At 63.7% G+C, this 17,017-nt stretch carries 19 protein-coding genes; 10 read left to right on the forward strand and 9 right to left on the reverse strand.

All coding sequences use genetic code 11. The features are described from left to right. The first annotated feature begins 14 nt into the window (after window positions 1-14). A complete protein-coding gene (locus ITP53_RS07380; RefSeq protein ID WP_195894542.1) occupies window positions 15-755 on the forward strand; it encodes a class I SAM-dependent methyltransferase in 741 nt (246 codons plus the stop codon). On the opposite strand, the gene ITP53_RS07385 is transcribed toward ITP53_RS07380, so the two are convergent. From ITP53_RS07385 to ITP53_RS07395, 3 genes are all read right to left on the reverse strand, one after another. Next, entirely contained in the window at window positions 734-1,072 is a 339-nt protein-coding gene (locus tag ITP53_RS07385) for a winged helix-turn-helix domain-containing protein (protein ID WP_195894543.1), read from the reverse strand. The two genes, ITP53_RS07380 and ITP53_RS07385, sit on opposite strands and share 22 nt — an antisense overlap. After that, window positions 1,069-1,521: a hypothetical protein gene (locus tag ITP53_RS07390; RefSeq protein WP_195894544.1), complete on the reverse strand. Its 453-nt coding sequence runs from the start codon at window positions 1,519-1,521 to the stop codon at window positions 1,069-1,071. The genes ITP53_RS07385 and ITP53_RS07390 overlap by 4 nt, the downstream gene beginning before the upstream one ends. 95 nt (window positions 1,522-1,616) lie before the next feature. Continuing rightward, complete coding sequence (locus ITP53_RS07395; RefSeq protein WP_195894545.1) at window positions 1,617-2,120, reverse strand: ATP-binding protein; 504 nt, start codon at window positions 2,118-2,120, stop codon at window positions 1,617-1,619. A gap of 184 nt (window positions 2,121-2,304) precedes the next feature. On the opposite strand from ITP53_RS07395, the gene ITP53_RS07400 reads away from it, so the two are divergent. Then, complete coding sequence (locus tag ITP53_RS07400) at window positions 2,305-3,162, forward strand: helix-turn-helix domain-containing protein (RefSeq protein ID WP_195894546.1); 858 nt, start codon at window positions 2,305-2,307, stop codon at window positions 3,160-3,162. A gap of 17 nt (window positions 3,163-3,179) precedes the next feature. Then, window positions 3,180-3,389 (forward strand): DUF397 domain-containing protein, encoded by a 210-nt coding sequence (locus ITP53_RS07405; protein WP_195894547.1) that lies wholly within the window; start codon window positions 3,180-3,182, stop codon window positions 3,387-3,389. Window positions 3,390-3,424: 35 nt separating this feature from the next. Here the strand turns inward: ITP53_RS07405 and ITP53_RS07410 are convergent, their stop codons facing one another. Together ITP53_RS07410 and ITP53_RS07415 are read right to left on the reverse strand one after the other, a co-directional pair. Further along, complete coding sequence (locus ITP53_RS07410; RefSeq protein ID WP_195894548.1) at window positions 3,425-5,038, reverse strand: caspase, EACC1-associated type; 1,614 nt, start codon at window positions 5,036-5,038, stop codon at window positions 3,425-3,427. Further along, complete coding sequence (locus ITP53_RS07415) at window positions 5,031-5,375, reverse strand: effector-associated constant component EACC1 (RefSeq protein ID WP_195894549.1); 345 nt, start codon at window positions 5,373-5,375, stop codon at window positions 5,031-5,033. The genes ITP53_RS07410 and ITP53_RS07415 overlap by 8 nt, the downstream gene beginning before the upstream one ends. A 277-nt stretch (window positions 5,376-5,652) precedes the next feature. Here ITP53_RS07415 and ITP53_RS07420 point away from each other — a divergent pair, with 277 nt between their 5' ends. The 4 genes from ITP53_RS07420 to ITP53_RS07435 all read left to right on the forward strand — a co-directional run bounded on the left by ITP53_RS07420 (window position 5,653) and on the right by ITP53_RS07435 (window position 12,848). Then, entirely contained in the window at window positions 5,653-8,736 is a 3,084-nt protein-coding gene (locus tag ITP53_RS07420) for a DUF3427 domain-containing protein (RefSeq protein WP_328814245.1), read from the forward strand. A gap of 203 nt (window positions 8,737-8,939) precedes the next feature. Next, complete coding sequence (locus tag ITP53_RS07425) at window positions 8,940-9,269, forward strand: hypothetical protein (RefSeq protein WP_195894551.1); 330 nt, start codon at window positions 8,940-8,942, stop codon at window positions 9,267-9,269. Between the two features lie 202 nt (window positions 9,270-9,471). Next, window positions 9,472-11,868: an aminoglycoside phosphotransferase family protein gene (locus tag ITP53_RS07430; protein WP_195894552.1), complete on the forward strand. Its 2,397-nt coding sequence runs from the start codon at window positions 9,472-9,474 to the stop codon at window positions 11,866-11,868. Further along, entirely contained in the window at window positions 11,865-12,848 is a 984-nt protein-coding gene (locus tag ITP53_RS07435) for a phosphotransferase family protein (protein WP_195894553.1), read from the forward strand. Before ITP53_RS07430 ends, ITP53_RS07435 begins: the two co-directional genes overlap by 4 nt. Here ITP53_RS07435 and ITP53_RS07440 read toward each other — a convergent pair whose 3' ends face one another. Next, window positions 12,849-13,694 carry a GntR family transcriptional regulator gene (locus ITP53_RS07440; RefSeq protein ID WP_195894554.1) on the reverse strand — a complete coding sequence of 282 codons (846 nt, stop codon included), beginning with the start codon at window positions 13,692-13,694 and terminating at the stop codon, window positions 12,849-12,851. 126 nt (window positions 13,695-13,820) lie between these two features. On the opposite strand from ITP53_RS07440, the gene ITP53_RS07445 reads away from it, so the two are divergent. Continuing rightward, window positions 13,821-14,300, forward strand: a complete 480-nt coding sequence (locus ITP53_RS07445) for an ATP-binding protein (RefSeq protein WP_195894555.1) — start codon at window positions 13,821-13,823, stop codon at window positions 14,298-14,300. Between the two features lie 70 nt (window positions 14,301-14,370). Here ITP53_RS07445 and ITP53_RS60990 read toward each other — a convergent pair whose 3' ends face one another. Both ITP53_RS60990 and ITP53_RS07455 read right to left on the reverse strand, forming a co-directional pair. Next, the gene (locus ITP53_RS60990; RefSeq protein WP_407941218.1) at window positions 14,371-14,682 is read right to left on the reverse strand and encodes a GntR family transcriptional regulator; all 312 of its coding nucleotides are present in this window, start codon (window positions 14,680-14,682) and stop codon (window positions 14,371-14,373) included. After that, window positions 14,576-14,950: a hypothetical protein gene (locus tag ITP53_RS07455; RefSeq protein WP_195894557.1), complete on the reverse strand. Its 375-nt coding sequence runs from the start codon at window positions 14,948-14,950 to the stop codon at window positions 14,576-14,578. The genes ITP53_RS60990 and ITP53_RS07455 overlap by 107 nt, the downstream gene beginning before the upstream one ends. Before the next feature lie 424 nt (window positions 14,951-15,374). On the opposite strand from ITP53_RS07455, the gene ITP53_RS07460 reads away from it, so the two are divergent. Beyond that, window positions 15,375-16,001 carry a ClpP family protease gene (locus tag ITP53_RS07460; RefSeq protein WP_195894558.1) on the forward strand — a complete coding sequence of 209 codons (627 nt, stop codon included), beginning with the start codon at window positions 15,375-15,377 and terminating at the stop codon, window positions 15,999-16,001. Beyond that, entirely contained in the window at window positions 15,998-16,588 is a 591-nt protein-coding gene (locus ITP53_RS07465) for a ClpP family protease (protein WP_195894559.1), read from the forward strand. The genes ITP53_RS07460 and ITP53_RS07465 overlap by 4 nt, the downstream gene beginning before the upstream one ends. Window positions 16,589-16,614: 26 nt before the next feature. On the opposite strand, the gene ITP53_RS07470 is transcribed toward ITP53_RS07465, so the two are convergent. After that, window positions 16,615-16,971: a helix-turn-helix domain-containing protein gene (locus ITP53_RS07470; RefSeq protein ID WP_195894560.1), complete on the reverse strand. Its 357-nt coding sequence runs from the start codon at window positions 16,969-16,971 to the stop codon at window positions 16,615-16,617. Between the last annotated feature and the right edge of the window lie 46 nt (window positions 16,972-17,017).

The raw sequence follows: 17,017 nt of genomic DNA on the forward strand, positions 1-17,017 counted from the left end.
CCATCGTTGGCCGCATGAGACAGGACGAGATCTGGGACGTCGACGCAGCCAAGCGCTATGACACACCGGGCACCGGCATGTTCGCGCCCGAGGTCTTGGGGCCGACCGTGGACCGCCTCGCCGAACTCGCGGGCGACGGCCGAGCGCTCGAGTTCGCCATCGGAACCGGCCGGGTGGCCGTCCCGCTCGCCGAGCGCGGCGTGCCCGTCACCGGCATCGAACTGTCAGCTCCGATGATTGACCAACTGCGTACGAAGGTGGACGAAGCGACGATTCCAGTGATCGTCGGCGACATGGCGACCGTCGTCGCTCCGGGGGCGTACACACTTGTCTACCTCGTCTTCAACACGATCTCCAACCTGCTCACCCAGGACGAGCAGGTCGCGTGCTTCCGCAACGCCGCCCGCCACCTCACCCCCGGCGGCCGGTTCGTGATCGAGCTCTGGGTGCCCGAGCTGCGCAAGCTCCCGCCGGGGCAGCAGGCCACGGTCGGGCAGGTCGAGCCCGGCTACATCCTTCTGGACACCTACGACGTGCTGCGCCAGCACGTCGTGTCGCACCACTTCACGTTCGACGAGAGCCGACAGGCACAGTTGTTCCGCAGCCCGCACCGCTACATCTGGCCCGCCGAGCTCGACCTCATGGGTCAGCTGGCCGGGTTCGAGCTGGAGACCAGGCACGCCGACTGGAGCGGCGCCGACTTCACCGCCGAGTCGCGCTCCCACGTATCCGTCTACCGCCTGCCACCGGAGTGATCGTTTCCGGCTGTGGGAGCTGACGTAGCCCGGCTGACCAGTTGCCGCAGGGCTTCGACGTGGCCATCGAAGGCCGTCCGGCCTCGCGGGGTCAGGGTGACCAGGGTGCGGCGCCTGCGGCCGGCGCCTTCCTTGCGGACCTCGGCGTACCCGGCCTCGGTGAGGGTGGAGATCTGTTTGGAGAGTGCGGAGTCGGTGAGTTGGAGGCTCTCCTTGAGGAAGCTGAACTCGGCCCACTCCGTCGCCGCGAGAAGCGCCATCAGGCCCAGCCGGGTCGGCGGATGGATCAGTTCGTCGAAGCCGACCGGGGTGGTCATGCTGTCGCCCGGCGCATCAGCGCCCGGTACAACGGTTGGGTGGCCGCGACGAAGGCGGCGAACAGCACGCCGAGGAGGGTGTAACGCAGCGGGATGTCGATCTGGTCCACCAGCCGCATCCCGGCGATGGCGAAAGCACCGGCAACGAGCGCGGAGCCACCGAAGATGGCCCAGAATCGGCCGGTCACCTGGGATTGGTGCATGACCGCCTTGCTGCGCCGGCCGGCCTGGGTGAAGCAGACCAGGGCGGCGACCATTGCGACAATGAAAAGGCTCAACTGCAGGGCCGAGGGCACGGGAAGATCCATTACTGCGAAACCGGCGATCCCCGCGAGCATGCCCGTGGCGTCCCAGCCGCGATGGCGGCCGCGGGATGCGCCGTCGATGACCTGGTTACGGCGCTTGGCGATCTCCGCGAGGCTGGCCTGGGCGTCCTCGATGTGGTCCATACGGATCCCTCCAGAGTTTGACTTGCCTAGTAGGAAAGTTAACACTCCACTTTCCCGTCAGGCAAGTCAAAAACGCCACTCGTCACGCCGCACGATCAGGGCTTCGAGGATGATCTATCCGGCAAGCCCGTTCGGGACTGCCCATCCTTCAAGCTCCCGCAGTACTCACAGGCCGCCTCCAGCAGCGGAACCTTCTCCCACGGCACATCGACCCCAGCACAGCCGCAGGACAGGTCAGCCCAAACGACCCGCCCGCCCTCGCCTCCCGCGACACCCAGGCGGGCGCAGAGCGCGGCCACGATGGCGAGCCCCCTCCCCGACTCGGCCAGGTGCGGCCCGGCACGAACGACGGGCTCGCCCGATCCCCCGGCGTCCTTCACCGCGACCCGGGCGATGGTCCCGTACGACCAGATCCCGACCGTGAAGACGCCGCCTGCCGACCTCGTGTGCAAGATCGCGTTGCTGGCCAACTCGACCACGCACGAGATCGCATCGTCGCGGACCGGGCAGTCCGCCAGCAGCGCCGCGGAGAGCCGACGCACAGCAGGCAGTTGCACTCGTTCGCCGGGAAAATCCCCGCGCCAAGCCATCCCGTTCATCGCCCCGTCCTCCTCCCCGTGGTGGCGTGCCACTCCCCACCACACCGACCGCTTCCGATGTCACGCTGCGCAGTCGCTCCGATACTTACATGTACTGTGCAAGCTTGCATAGCGAAATGCAGAACTACTCCACAGCCCGCCTACCAGGTGTAACCTGCCGAACAGCCGATCAAAGGTGGTGGCCATGAGCGGGAAGCGCGGTGTCACGCTCCGAGCCCAATGGCTCGGAAAGCACCTCAAGGAGCTACGCGAACGCGCCGACCTGACGCTGAAGGAGGCAGGCGACTACCTCCAGCGCGACGGTTCCACGGTCAGCCGCTTCGAGGCCGGCCTCTATCCCGCCCGCACCCCTGATGTCCTCGCCCTGCTCGACCTGTACGGCGTCACAGAGCCGAACGAGCGAGAAGGCCTCATCCGCCTGAGTCGCGAAGTCTGGCAGAACGGCTGGTGGGACTCCTACTCCGGCGACGTCTCACACGGCATCGTCGACTACGCCTGGCTGGAGAACCGCGCCAAGAAGATCAGCTCCTTCGAGGCTTTCATGATCCCGGGACAGTTCCAAACCCGCGACTATATGGAAGCCGTGATCCGGGAAGAGGACTCGGATGCTCCGGACGATCAGATCAACCGGTGGATCGAGTTCCGTCTCGCCCGCCAGAAAATTCTGACCGCCGACAGCTTCGGTATCGCCTCGATCATTGACGAGTCCGCCCTGCGTCGCGCGATCGGCGGCTCCGAGATCATGCGAAACCAGCTGGCTTGGCTCACGAAGTGCGCCTCGCTGCCGAATGTCGAGATCCGTGTCCTGCCACTCACCACGGGCGCGCATGCCAGCCCCGACGGCTCCTTCCACATCTTCGAGCTGCCCGAGCCCTATCCGGCCATCGCCTACGTGCCGACCCCGGCGGGCTCGATCTACGTCGAAGATCGAGCTGCAGACGTGCTAAAACTGAAATATGACCGCATTCGTCACGATTCGCTTGAGCCAGACGACTCACTGGCGCTGATCGCGGCGGTTGCGAGCAACCTCCCCACCGACTAGGGATGGAGCCACCGATCATGTCCGCTCCTGAAATCTCCTGGCACATCAGCAGCTTCAGCGCCAGCGGCGGCGGCAACTGCGTCGAGGCCGGTCCACTCAACGACGGCACGGGACGCGTGGCGGTCCGACACAGCAAGCAGCAAGGTGACCCGATCGTCTACACGAAAGCGGAGTGGCAGGCATTCCTGGCCGGAGTACGCGCAGGGGAATTCGACTTCTTCGACTAAGCGCCCTCCCACTACATCAGAAGCACCCTGCACCATCAGAGGTGAGCGTCCATCAAGTGATGCTGCCGGTGATAACCAAGGTAATCCTTGCTGATCTCATGCTTAACGATAAGGTCACCAATAGGCTCACCGTCGATTTGGTTAATCACTTGAAACGACTCGTCGATGACGATTGCGCCATATCGAAAGAGATCTGCGTGGTTCAAGCAAAGGCATAGCATATTGTCGTGGGCATCAGGTCCGTTATGGGGAAGATTCAACCCCTTTATGTGTACGGCAACCGCGATGCGAAGGCCACCTGGAACTTCGACGGTGAAATTGCAAACTTGGCAGGAATACTCATACAGGCGCTTAAGGCTATCCGCGATTGCAATGTCCGCATAAGTTTCGGTTGAGACCTTGCTCCATCGGCCTAAGTCCACCCCCCGCCCCGTCACATCCACTGATCGACGAACACCTGAGTCGACCGTTTTTTCCAGTCGAAACTGAAGTACGGTAGGACCGTCGACTCCCGGCTTAGTCCAATAGTCTGTAACACGGAAAAGTCCGTCGTAGCTATACCCGTACTCGGGAGAAAACTCCGGATTGCCTCCTGACCCACGCACAACTCTGACCGGGATTTCGGTTATTATGCTTTTGATAAGCGCAGCGTTACCGGAGTCGGTAGGAGATTGATCTGCTACCTGCTCGCCTGTGTTTGGATCGCGCCCTCCGTGGCCGGTATAGATAATCACGTTCCCATAATCGCGGTCATCTTTATAGCCACCGGAGACTACGATCGACTCGGCACCACCGCGTTCCGCAGTGCCACAAATTCCCGCTTGCAGGGGCCTATGAATGCCCTCATCGTGCAACTCTCGCCGGGTAGCGAACAGTCGAGAAGGCTCCACGTTCGCGACCGGTCCATAATGCTCTTTAGACGGCTGCTGGTAGGCCTTGTTGTAGAATAGCGGCAAATCCGCACCGAAGTCACGCTCGCGCTTCTGCGGAATAGGCAGACCCTTGTTATGCAGCGCTTCTCGTACAGTCTTAAACAGGACGTCCACCGTGAGCATCGCACCCTGATCCGGAATGCCATTTCTTATCAGGCTAATCAGCTCGCCGCTAAATGCGCTGTATTCTCCCACCACGCGGGCCGTGTCGTTAGCGGCAGCCATGACATAAGTGCCGCTCATAGCCGCACTATCCGCCAATCTAACCTCGTCATCAGCGCCCATAGCGCCTAGCGCGCGACCGCTATAGCAGCAATCGAGAATAACTACTTTATGCCGGGCCCGACTGTCGAGTAATTGATCCTTCAGATATGCATAGCGTACGGAAGTGTACATTCGATCCCTGTCAGACTCTGGCAGGGTGAGATATAGCTCGCCCGAGTCATCCAGGAGTCCGTGTCCCGAGAAGTACACGACCAGTGTATCTTCTGCCGCTGCGGCTGCTTCTCGGACCGGATCAAGCATATCCGTGGCCAGTTCCGGATCGCGCACTACCGTGCAGTGCGTTGGCGGAAGCCCCCAAAGCGCCCCATCCTCCAGCAACTCCTGCAACGCCTTTAAGTTGTTCTCGACTGCCGGCAGCGCAGCCATCTGCAGATAGCTGCTTGTGCCAATGAGAACGGCGCGCGACTTAAGGGTATTGGGCGGTTTAGTCATGGTCCTTAGTAGCAGCTAAGATTTTTACGACGTCATCGGCGGTAGCTTCGCTCAACTCTATTTTGAGGTCACCTTTTTCAATGATGACCGTGGACTTGTGCCGTCGCGTCTGCAGCCAGCCGCGTATGACATCTGCGAGACCCGGCAGTTGGAGCCCACTGGTTACGATCAGAGTGATGAGATCGAGGGTATCTCCCATCTCATCAGGCTGGGGCTCTCTCGATAACAGGCGAATATTAGCGTGCTGCCGAACATTCGGTTCATCGCGAAGCCAGGCGTATAACGACCTTAACTCCTGATCGGCCTTGTATCCAGTAATACGGATATTGATGCTCAAGGACAGCCCCGTTCGCCCACGTCTAGCGTTCAGCGGAAGGGACCTAGATTACCCAACAACCATCCCCTTTGCCGCCGAAAGCCGCGAAAGTGGGCGAACGTATCTGCATGCCGGCGAAGTAGCAGCTCAGCGGCTCTCCTGCCGCCGGATCCCCTTCAGGCCGCCAGGCACCTACGCGTACATGTCACGCGGGCTGCTCACAGAGCCTGGCAGGAGAACTATCCTGATCACGAGAAGGAGATCGCCTTCTCGAGACCTCATAGGAGGCAGCCACCCCGTGGCGGACACCCCCATCACTGGCCTGTACGACTCGCTGCTCACCGACCAACTCAAGGAGCTGGCGCGCAGTTGGGGCGAGGCAGGGCACCTTGTGGAGGTAGCCCAGGTGCACAGAGAAGAGGTTGCTCACCTGTTGGGCCGCTTCCTGGGCCAGACCGCCACCCAGGCGTTAACGCTGCTTAAGACCCCCGAGGAACAGGTAGAGCTCGCCAACCGCCTCATGGGACTGCTTTTTGAGACTGAAGCGATTTCGGACGGCCCATCCAGGCTCCTGTCGATCGTCAAAGACACCCCCGGCGCCAGCTCGCCTGCAAGGCCATTGACCTCGCTATCGGAGGCGGCACTACTCACCAACGCCCGCGAAGACCCTAACCTTGCCCACGAACTGGCGACCGAGTTGACCAGCGCCGATAGGGTGGATCTGCTTTGCGCCTTTGTGAAATGGTCGGGACTCCGCATCCTGGAGCGTCCGTTGGCAGAGCTACGCCATCGGAACGTGCCAGTGCGTGTCATCACCACCACCTACATGGGCGCAACCGAACGGCGTGCGCTGGACCGGCTGGTCCGCGACTTCGGCGCTGAGGTTCGCATCAGTTACGAGCAGAACAGCACGCGCCTGCACGCCAAGGCATGGCTCTTGCGGCGCCGCACCGGGTTCGATACGGCCTACGTGGGCAGCTCCAACCTCTCCCGGGCCGCGCTACTGGATGGTCTGGAGTGGAACGTTCGCCTCTCGTCGGTCACTACACCGCGGCTCCTGGACAAGTTTGAGGGAACGTTCGACTCGTACTGGAACCGGCCCGAGTTCGAGCCGTACCACCCCGAGATTGACGCCGACCGACTCGACGAGGCCCTGTCCCGGTCCAAGTCAGGTGAGCGGCTGTTCGACATCCCCGCCTTGGTCCCGCATCCCTTTCCGCATCAGCGAGAGATGTTGGAAGACCTGGACGTGGAGAGAACGGTCCATGGCAGGCATCGCAACTTGCTGGTTGCGGCTACGGGCACCGGCAAGACTGTGGTGGCCGCGTTCGACTACCGCAACTTGCAGCAGCGCCTCGGCCGCCAACCGACGTTGCTCTTCGTGGCGCACCGCAAGGAGATCTTGGCGCAAGCGCTGCGTACTTATCGGCAGGTGCTGGCCGTCTCCGACTTTGGCGAGCTGCACGTGGGAGAGGAGCGCAGCAAGCACTGGCGCCACGTGTTTGCGTCGGTTCAGTCGTTGAGCCGGAGCATCGAAAGCTTCGAGCCAGACCACTTCGACGTGGTCGTCATCGACGAGTTCCACCATGCCGCAGCTCGTACGTACGAACAGATCATCAACCACCTCAAGCCCAAGGAACTGCTCGGGCTCACCGCCACGCCAGAGCGCGCCGACGGCACCTGGGTCCAGGACAAATTCTTCGGTGGTCGTATCGCGTCGGAGCTACGGCTGTGGGATGCCCTCGATGCCGATTTGCTCTGCCCGTTCCATTACTTCGGTATCAACGACGAGACCGATCTCAGCACGGTGAAGTGGTCGCGCGGCTCCTACGACATCGCGTCGCTGGATAACGTGTTTACCGGCGACACCGCACGTGCGCGATTGGTATTCAACGCACTCTTGGACAAGGTCAGCGACACTGCTGCGGTGCGCGGGCTGGGCTTTTGTGTTTCGGTACGGCATGCGTACTTCATGGCCGAGTTCTTCACCGCAGCGGGATTGCCGTCCTTGGCTGTGGACGGCTCGACCGAGAGCACCGCACGTCAATCAGCCCTGAAGGCGTTGCGCGATGGAGAGGTCAGGTTCCTGTTCGCTGTAGACCTCTTCAACGAGGGACTCGACGTGCCTGATGTGAACACGCTGCTTCTGCTGCGCCCCACCGAGAGCGCCACGATCTTCCTCCAGCAACTCGGTCGCGGCCTGCGTCGCACACCAGAGAAGGACGTGCTGACCGTCCTCGACTTCGTGGGCCAGCACCGCAAGGAGTATCGCTTCAGCAATAGATTCCAAGCGCTCACCGGGTTCGCCCGCGGCCGGCTTGAATCGCAGACCAAGAACGACTTTCCCCTGTTGCCATCCGGCTCTCAGATCGTCCTCGACCGGGTCACCAAGGCCCGTCTGCTTGAGGAACTCAAGGTCCATCTCAGTGCGACGGTCAATACTCTCAAGCAGGAGATTCGCTCCTACACCGAGACATCCCTCGCCGGTTATCTAGAGGCCAGCGGCCGTGACATCAGCGACATTTACCGCAACAAGCGCTATTGGACGACCCTGCTTCGGGGTGCCGGACTGCTCGTTGGCGATGCCTCCCCGATGGAGGAGATGCTCGGCCGTCGGGTACGCGCTCTGCTGCATGTAGACGATCGCCGTAGAGCCACGGCGTACACCGAACTTCTACGCCCTGACGGCCCCCGATACGACGACCTCTCCCCCATCGACCAGGCGTTCGCGTGCATGCTGTTCTTCTCGTTCTGGCGTGATGGTGGCAGCTTCGCTTCCTATGACGAAGGCCTACAGCAGTTGCGGGCCGAGTCGGCACTGTGCGCAGAGATCGAGCAAGTCCTTACTCACGGGATCGAGCGTCCCCGACACGTCACCAAACCCCTTGGAAGCTCGCTCGCCCATGTACCCCTTGTAGTCAACGGCCACTACTCCACAGACGAAGTTCTCGCCGCCTTGGGCTGGGCGAGTCTCGGCCGCTCCGTGCCTTCTACGATGCGCGAGGGGGTGGCCTGGAGCCCCACGGCCCAGTGCGATGCCCTGTTCGTTACCTTGCAAAAGAACGAGAAGGAATTCTCACCGCAGACCATGTATAGGGACTACGCCCTCACCCCGAAGCTCTTCCATTGGGAGTCCCAGAATCGGACCGGGGCTGGATCACGCACAGGTCAGCGCTACCAAACCCATGAGGGGGATGGCAGCCACGTCCTGTTGTTCACCCGGGAACGCACTGAGAACGACAATCGTCATCCCGAAGCATTCGTGTTTCACGGCACCGTCCGCTACGTGGGCCACACCGGCGAACGACCCATGGCCATAACGTGGGAGTTGGACGAGGAGATGCCAGCTGACCTGTTCCGCCGCGCCGCCATCGCCGGGTGAACCCAGGCGACACGGCGGCGAGCTGCAAGACCGAGACGGCGCCAAGACCGCCCTGTTCCGCCGGTATGGCTCGCCGTCTCACCCGAGGAAGACGCGCCCGGCGACAACGCACTACATCTGCGACTGAAAACACGCTACAAAACGATCTTCTCGAATATGCCCAACGCCAAGAAACAAATTGTTCGTACTCGGAGACTTGCTAGATGTCTGCAGTTGTGGTCTTCACAGAAGATGAACCCTGGTTCATCAACTCGTACAACTGGCACCCCATCTTGGAGCGCTCAACCGCCGCCTCGATGAGCTCGGCCGACCGTGAAAAGCTCGACGAACATATCGATGTAATTGGGGTAAACTTCCCCCTAATCGAAGGGGCCGGCGCCCGGCGCGCGGTCGCCGAATTCCTCCTCAGGATAGTGGAAGAACTCCAGCAGGATCTGGCTGCGAGCGGCGAAGAGAACAGTGCGGAGGCCATGGCAAAGTACGAGGATCTTACACGCAAGATGCGCAGAGAGATCCGACAGATCACAACATAAGGATCTTAATAAATCACGGTCATGGGTGAGGCGCCATCGTCTGGCAACAGCCGCCCAAGGCGCTCCCGCAGGTGCTGCCCCGCTAGCTGCCCATCGATGTCGACCGCGAGACAACCTTTGTGAGAAGTCGTTGACCACGGGCGATGCTGCGGTTTTGATGGTTGGGAAATCCCAGGATGGTCTCCTAAATGAGAGAAGCCGGATGCCCCTCGAGCCCCGATTCCGCAGGGTTGCAGCACTACATCGCCGTTTCGTAGATCGAGAAGCCGCCTTCGAGGCCTTCTCCGAGGAGCATTCCAAGGTCGGGCGTGGACCCAGGATTCTCAACGTGACCGGTGTCGGGGGAATCGGTAAGTCCCGGTTGCTGCGGGAGTTCGGTGGGCGGGTCAAGGACACGCATCGGGTCGCCACGCTTGATCTGCAGGTGCCCGCGCACCGGCATCAAGAGGACGCGCTCGCCGTTCTGCGGGTGCAGCTCGGTGAGCGGGGTGTGCGGTTCGATCAGTACGACATCGCCTATGCGGTGCTGTGGCAGCGGCTCCACCCGCACCTCGGGCTGACCCGCGCGGAGTTGCCGTTCATCGAGCACAGCGAGGTGCTGTCCGAGTTGCTCGACACGGCTGCGGGGGTTCCGGTCTTCGGCACTGCCGTCAGCCTGCTCAAGCTCATGGACAAGGGCAACGCCACCCGCAAGCGCCGCCGTCACCTGCAGCAGAACGAGACCTTGCGGCAGCTCGACCTGCTGCCGGGCGCGGAGTTGGTAGACGCCGTCACGTACATGTTCGCCGAGGACCTGCGGGCCGGCAGCGAGGGCAAGCCGTACGTCCTCTTCGTCGACGCGTACGAGGCTTCAGGCCGTGCGGATGGCAGCGATGTCTGGTTGCGGGACCTGGCCGCGCAGCTTGATCGCGGCCTGACCGTGATCGCGAGCCGGGAGGCGCTGGGCTGGGAGGTCTACGACGCCGACTGGCGGGAGGTGATTCGGGAGTTCCCGATCGAAGGGCTGCCGATGGAGGCGCGGATGGAGCTGCTGTCCGACGGCGGAGTGAGCGATCCTGTGCAGCGGGAGGTGATCGCGCAGGCGAGCGTCGGCCTGCCGTTCTACCTGCATCTGGCTACTGACAGCCGAGGGAGTGGCCATGTGGTCTCTCAGGACGAGATCGCGCAGCGGTTCCTTGAGCATGTCAGCGCCGAGGAGCGGCGGTACTTGCAACTGCTGAGCGTGGCTCGGACCTTCGACTACGACCTCTTTCATGGGCTCGCGGCGGCGTTCCAGCTGCCGGGTGGGCGGCTGGCCTGGGAGGGGCTGACCGCTTACTCGTTCGTCTATCCGGCGGCTGGCGGAGGGTTCCAGCTGCACCGGCTCATGGCCGACATGCTGCGGGGGCGGCTGTCGCCGGCGATGGCGGACGATGCTCACAGCGCCCTGTACCTGCTGTGGAGTGAGCGCGCCACAGATGCGGTGGGCATGCGTGAGGCCGCGTATCACGGCCTGTACGCGGGCGCGATCAGCGATGGCGATCTGCTGGTGTACGCCGACCGGATTACTGCCTGTGGGGGAACTCAGGGGGTCGCCGGACTGATCTCGGACCTGCAGGACCATCTGGGCGGTGGTGGGGATCCTGCGTTGGAGGAGGCGGCCGCCTGTCTGGCCGCCGAAGCCGCGGTCCTGCTCGGTGACTCCGATCGGATCAACGAACTGACGCCCGACGCATCGTGGCGGCTGGACACCGAGGCGGGTGCCCGGTTGGCCGTGGCCGCTGGTCATGGGCGGCGTATCGCTGGGCAGACGACGCGGGCGCTCCGTATCTACAGCGATGTCCTGGATGTGCACACCGGTCCGGCACGGTGGCCGGCCGGGCTGTGGGCCGCCGACCTGCACATGGCGCAGGGGCGGTTCCGGCGGGCGTTCGAGCTGGTGGAGCAGGTCACCCGGGAGTGCCCCGAGGATGCTGGTGTGCTGCGCGGGGATCTGGCCCGGTTGCTGCACTTGGCGCTGCGGTTCTCATACGACTTCACCGCCGCCGATCGGCAGCTGCAGGAGGCGGCGCGGCACTACCAGAAGGCTGGGACGATCGTCGGAGAGGCGTTGATCACGACCAACAGGGCGGAGCTGTTGGCGTGGACCGATCCGTTCGCCGCGGTCGCGGTGGCCCGTAAAGCGGTGGAGGCCAACACCGATCTCGGGGCGATTCACGAGGTAGGCAAGGCCTATAGCGCGCTCGGCCAAGCTTTCCTGACGCTCGGGCGGCTCGATGAGGCGGCCGATGCGCTGGATTCCGCGTGCGTGGCTCTGGAGAAGGCGCGTTACCGGTCGGGGCGTGCGCGCGCCGAGTTGCTGCGGGCGTGCCTGCACGCGCGGTGCCAGGAGCCGGATCAGGCGGCGGCCTCGGCTCGCTGGGCGGTGGACGAGCTTGTCGACGCGGAGGTCTATCCCACGCTGATCGTCGTCGCCGATCGGCTGCTGGCTGCGGTGAACCGGCGGGATGAGAGGGTGAGCACAGCCGCTCGGCAGGCGTGGGCCGCGATCGAGCCGATCGACTCGCGGGACGCGCTGGAGGACCGTATGACGCACTACCTGCGAGGGCTGCTGGGATGACGATCGACCTCTATCAGGCCGCGCTCGCCGCCTCGGGAAGCCGCGGTTTCTACAACAAGAACGTCCGCGTCGACGGCCCGTCCGGGCCGGTGATCGTCCGTATCCCGCTGCATGATGCGGACAGCGTGGACCTGCGGATCTGGCAGGAGCAGGACGTTCTTGCCGCCATCGCGCCGTACGTGACCCACGCTCCGCGGCTCCTGGATGCCTGCGCATCGCCTGCGTACCAGGTGCACGAGTTCATCTCCGGTGACGTGCTGGACGACATCGCGCCGCGTGGGCGGCACGTACCGCCGATCGTGCTGGATGCGGTGGTCGAGCTGTTCACGCAGCTGGCGGAGGTTCCCCGCGAAAGCTTGCCCGGCCTGCCGATCAGCTGGGCGCAGGACGGGGACACTGTTGCGTTCGCGAGGGTGCTGTCGGATACCACGCAAGGCGTTTACGACGCTTTCCGCGGGGAGTTCGGCGGGCTCTTCGCCGAGCTTGGCATCCCCGCCGATCCGCTGGCCCCAGCTCGGGAGCGATGGTCCACCCTGGCCTCACGGCCGTTCCGGCTCGTCCACTCGGACGTCCACCGCAAGAACGTGATCATCAATGGCGAGCGGGTGGTCTTCCTCGACTGGGAGCTCGCGTTGTGGGGTGACCCGTTGTACGAGCTCGCGGTGCACTTCCACAAGATGGCCTATCAGGTCGATGAATACGAAGCCGTCCTGGCGCGGTGGGGCGCGGCGATGGCGCCGCAGCTCACCCACGGCTGGGAGCGCGATTTGCAGACCTATCTCGCTCACGAGCGGGTGAAATCGGCCATCGTCGACACCGTCCGCTACACCCAGCTCATCGTCTCGGGAAAGCTTCCCACCGCCGAGGAACGGGAACTGATCGACAAGCTTGCCGACAAGCACGCGGCTGCGGCGACCGTATGGGGGCGGCCCGAGGCACCGGATCGGGAACGGATTGACAGGGCGGTGCGGCGCGCCTGATCAGGGTTCGATGTCCTGGCCGACCGTGCTCCACATGCTGTCGAACCACGCCCGCGCCTGAGCCACGTACTGCGAGGCCATCGAGGACGGGTCCTCGGTCACCGCGTGGTGGAACAGGACCGCGTCCCGGCCCATGACGTCGTACAACTCCTTGCGCTCCCCCTCGACGCGGGCCGTGTGCCTGACGACCGGGTAGAAGCCGAAGAACGCCTGTTCACGGTTGATCACGTACAGCTTGAAGGGCGGCGTTGCCGCGTAACTGCGTACCGCCACCGAGGCGCTCTTCACCAGGTCGAGATCGGCCAGCTCGTGGACGCCATCGGCGATGGACTGCACGCTCCGCCGCAGGATTCGCTGGGACCGGCGCCTGATCGCCGGGTCGCTGGAGAGGTTCTCGGCCAGGCAGGGCAGGAGCATGGGCTGATCCAGGTCAGGGACGAGGATCCGCACGATGATCGACTCGGGAGTGAGCCGACCGATGCGTACCTTGTCGAGCGGCTCCTGAATCATCCCGGCCAGCGTCTCACCGGAGAAGCCGGCGAAGTCGATGAAGACGTTCGCCCGCTCGAAGGCGCGCTCCAGGTGGGGGCGGAGCCCAACCGGGCGCTCGGTGCGTTCGCGTACATACACACCGCTGCCCTGCCGGGAGACGACCAGCCCTTCGTCGCGGAGAAGGCGGATGGCCTGCTGCACGGTCATTCGGGCGACGCCGTACGTCGCGGCCAGCTCCGTGCCCGAGGGAAGTCTCTCGCCTGGCTCGAACTTCCTGGTCAGGATCGCCGCGCGCAGCGCGTTGGCCACCTGCTTGTACGGCGGACGCGGGTCATCGGGATCCAGGCCGGTCATAGCGCAAGTCTAGATTCGCCTAGCTTTCCTAGGCCAGCTTTCGTGACTCTCTTGACATGAGCCATCGCAGAGAGTGACAGTGAATCTGTCTAGGCAAGTTAGGTCAATCGCTCGAAGGTGGGCCCGATGCACTGTGACACGAACTCCCTCCCGTTCTCCGACGTGATCGGTCCAGAGCTGATCGACGCGATGCTCCGGCTCCGCCCCGGCGGACTGACCTGGCGCCGCACCTTCCCCGGCCAACTGGACCAGATCCCCCAGGCCCGCCACTTCGTCCGCTTCCTCATGGAGGACTCACCGCACCGCCACGACATCGAGCAGATCACCGCCGAGCTGTCGGCGAACGCCGTGGTCCACACCAGCAGCGGCCAGTGCTTTGGCGCCTTCTTCGTTGAGCTCATCCGCAAGCCCACAGTCGTCCGCGTTACGGTCTACGACTCCGGCTGGGGAGCCACCCCTAGATTCGACAGCCCCAACCCCGACTTGTTGGCTGAGTGCGGCCGGGGCCTGGCCGTGGTCGCAGCCCTGGCCACCAGGGTCGGCCGCCGCGGTACCCAGGCCCTAGGCCACGCAGTCTGGGCCGAAATCTGCACGCAACCATCTTGATCGCCTTTGGTGTCAACGGCCCGATGCGGTCGGCCGGCACGCTCAGCGGCGTCAGCCCCGTCTGCTCGGGTCATCTCTCGCGGGGTGCCACATAGGTTCCGCGGCCTCGTATCGCGATGATCAAGCCCTCCTCGCGCAGGATGGCGATGGCTTTTCTGACGGTGTCGCGGCCCACCTCGTGCTCATGCATCAGCCGTTGCTCGGTCGGGATCCGCCGATTGGGCGCGTCGCCGTTCAGGCAGGGAGCAGTCGTCCCAGGGTGCCGGTCCGCAAGGCTAGCCGTGGCAGTCGACCATCGTGAGTTCCTCGTCACCGGGCACGGGGTCGAGCAGCCGCCAGAACGTGGTGGCCCAGCCCTGCGACGTCGCGCTCCACACGTCATCGCCCAGGTCTTCGCAGGAGTGCCACGTCTCGTTGACGACCAGCACCTCGTTCACTCCCGCGGACCGAACCTGTTGCTCGACATACGCAACCCTCGGGTCAGCGGCGTACAGGCAAAACGCCTCCTGCACGTCCGCCACGGACGTATCGAACGGCGAGGCCGCCGCCACCCAGGGAATCTTGAGGTACTCCTCGCGCAGCGCCGCGTCCCACTCCGAGTTACCCGTCCGCCGGATCAGCCAATCGGCCCAGGGAAGAGGTCGCTCCACTGTGCGCTCTGCCAGCCCCTCCTGACCAGCTCGAATGTGTCCCACCGAGAAGAGGAAGGAGTGACCAGCGGGCCCGTGGAAACCGCCGCTCACCGAGCGCCTCGGGCGGCGACCCACACCCCGGCGCACGAAGGAAACGGACGATCAGGTGGAAACCTCCGCCTGCCCGCACAGTTCAGCCGGGACGACCGTCCCCTGAGCCATCGAGGCTGGGCGCAGGCATTCGTTCTGGCCTGGCAGCGCATCACCCATCTCCCGGCCCTCGCCCGAGTGCCTGACCCTCGCCGCAACCTCCAGGACCGCAATGCTACGAACCGGTTCGGAAATCGAGTTGTCGCTGCTCAGGAGTTCTCTCTGCTCAGAGCAGATCTGCCCCAGGCGGATCGTTTCGACGCCGATCCGGATCGCCTCACATAATGGACGCATGAGCGAAGAATCGAAACTTCCACTGTTCAACGCGCGGGTAAGACGCGAGCTCTACGAGCAGCGTGTTCTCGTTCTCGACGGCCCTCTCGATGACGACAATGGGACACTGCTGGCCACGCAACTGATGGCACTCGCCACGCAGGATGCGTCGACCGATATCGCATTGTGGATTCACTCCCCGGGCGGCTCGGTTCCCTCGATGCTTGCGATCCGCGACATCATTCGAATCATTCCCTGTGACGTATCGACCCTCGTGCTGGGCATCGCTTACAGCGCCGGGCAATTCTTGCTGTCGTCGGGGGCCCGGGGAAAGCGCCGCGCCCTGCCGCACGCACGCGTCCTGATGCACCAAGGCTCGGCGGGAATCGGTGGCACCGCAGTCGACATCGAACTGCAGGCCGGCGACCTTCGGCATACTCGCGACACGGTGCTCGGTCTTATCGCCGAGGACACGGGTCAGCCTGTGGAGCGCATATTCGAGGATTCTCTGCACGATCGTTGGTACACAGCGCAAGAGGCACTGGACTACGGCTTCATAGATGCAATCGTGCAGAACTTCGACGAAGTCGCGCCACACAATCGCCCACGGCCCGGATTCGGCGTCACCGAAGGAGTCCCCCAGTGACCACATATACGATCCCGAACGTCATCGCTCAGAACCCTCGTGGCGAGCGGGTCATGGATGTCTACTCGCACCTGCTCACCGAGCGAATCGTCTATCTGGGCACCGCAATTGACGCGGGCGTCGCGAACGCGCTCATCGCGCAGCTGATTTTTCTGGAGTCAGACAACCCCGATGCGGAAATACAGTTCTATATCAACTGCGAAGGCGGGGACCCGAGTGCAATGCTCGCGATATACGACACCATGCGCCATATCCGCCCGCGGGTTTCGACAACCTGCGTTGGACAGGCCGTCGCGGTGGGTGCTGTCCTTCTCGCCGCGGGAGCCGAGGGAAAACGTGCCGCTCTCCCACACGCACGAGTAATCCTGCACCAACCGGCCGCTCAGGGGCGCGGAGCGATCCCCGATCTCATCTTGCAAGCCGACGAGGTCGTACGTGTCCGGGCGGACATCGAGCGCATACTGTCACGGCACACCGGCCAGACGATCGAAACCCTACGCGCCGACACCGATCACGATCGCGTGTTTACCGCGACCGCGGCCTTGGAGTACGGGCTCCTCGATCAGATCATCGAGGAGCATGCATAGCCCGTGGATAACCCCGGCAAGCCGCGCTATGCGGCCAGAGCATACGCCGCCGAGCAGGTAGCACCTCTCGACGCGCTGTGCTGAGCAGACCGCAAGCTCTCGGCAACGGCGAGGGTCAGATCGACCAGGGTCACATCCAACGCGCCGGCGACCGCAGCGATCATTTCGCTCGACGGCTCCTTGACGCCTCGTTCCATCTCGGAGAGATATTGCGGCGAGACTCCGGCGCGACTTGCGGTGTCGCTCAACTTCTCGCCCCGCTCGTGACGAAGAGCTCTCAGACGCTCACCGAGCACGTGCCGCCACAGCGGCTCGCGAGCCGGAGACGGCTTGGGCACGGTCCGATCGATCGCTGGGCGTAGCGGCGGGATGGAGGAGGCCATGCTTCACCATAGGTAGACGGCGCGTTCGAGTTCTGCCAGCTTCGCG

It is taken from the genome of Nonomuraea cypriaca (genome assembly GCF_015645445.1).
GTDB classification, from domain to species: Bacteria; Actinomycetota; Actinomycetes; order Streptosporangiales; family Streptosporangiaceae; genus Nonomuraea; species Nonomuraea cypriaca.

Excerpts from the sequence above, each read along its gene's own strand:
- ITP53_RS07380 (WP_195894542.1), top strand. The coding sequence starts at position 15 with ATGAGACAGGACGAGATCTGGGACGTCGACGCAGCCAAGCGCTATGAC.
- ITP53_RS07385 (WP_195894543.1), bottom strand. The coding sequence starts at position 1,072 with ATGACCACCCCGGTCGGCTTCGACGAACTGATCCATCCGCCGACCCGG.
- ITP53_RS07390 (WP_195894544.1), bottom strand. The coding sequence starts at position 1,521 with ATGGACCACATCGAGGACGCCCAGGCCAGCCTCGCGGAGATCGCCAAG.
- ITP53_RS07395 (WP_195894545.1), bottom strand. The coding sequence starts at position 2,120 with ATGAACGGGATGGCTTGGCGCGGGGATTTTCCCGGCGAACGAGTGCAA.
- ITP53_RS07400 (WP_195894546.1), top strand. The coding sequence starts at position 2,305 with ATGAGCGGGAAGCGCGGTGTCACGCTCCGAGCCCAATGGCTCGGAAAG.
- ITP53_RS07405 (WP_195894547.1), top strand. The coding sequence starts at position 3,180 with ATGTCCGCTCCTGAAATCTCCTGGCACATCAGCAGCTTCAGCGCCAGC.
- ITP53_RS07410 (WP_195894548.1), bottom strand. The coding sequence starts at position 5,038 with ATGACTAAACCGCCCAATACCCTTAAGTCGCGCGCCGTTCTCATTGGC.
- ITP53_RS07425 (WP_195894551.1), top strand. The coding sequence starts at position 8,940 with ATGTCTGCAGTTGTGGTCTTCACAGAAGATGAACCCTGGTTCATCAAC.
- ITP53_RS07430 (WP_195894552.1), top strand. The coding sequence starts at position 9,472 with ATGCCCCTCGAGCCCCGATTCCGCAGGGTTGCAGCACTACATCGCCGT.
- ITP53_RS07435 (WP_195894553.1), top strand. The coding sequence starts at position 11,865 with ATGACGATCGACCTCTATCAGGCCGCGCTCGCCGCCTCGGGAAGCCGC.
- ITP53_RS07440 (WP_195894554.1), bottom strand. The coding sequence starts at position 13,694 with ATGACCGGCCTGGATCCCGATGACCCGCGTCCGCCGTACAAGCAGGTG.
- ITP53_RS07445 (WP_195894555.1), top strand. The coding sequence starts at position 13,821 with ATGCACTGTGACACGAACTCCCTCCCGTTCTCCGACGTGATCGGTCCA.
- ITP53_RS60990 (WP_407941218.1), bottom strand. The coding sequence starts at position 14,682 with ATGACGTGTGGAGCGCGACGTCGCAGGGCTGGGCCACCACGTTCTGGC.
- ITP53_RS07460 (WP_195894558.1), top strand. The coding sequence starts at position 15,375 with ATGAGCGAAGAATCGAAACTTCCACTGTTCAACGCGCGGGTAAGACGC.
- ITP53_RS07470 (WP_195894560.1), bottom strand. The coding sequence starts at position 16,971 with ATGGCCTCCTCCATCCCGCCGCTACGCCCAGCGATCGATCGGACCGTG.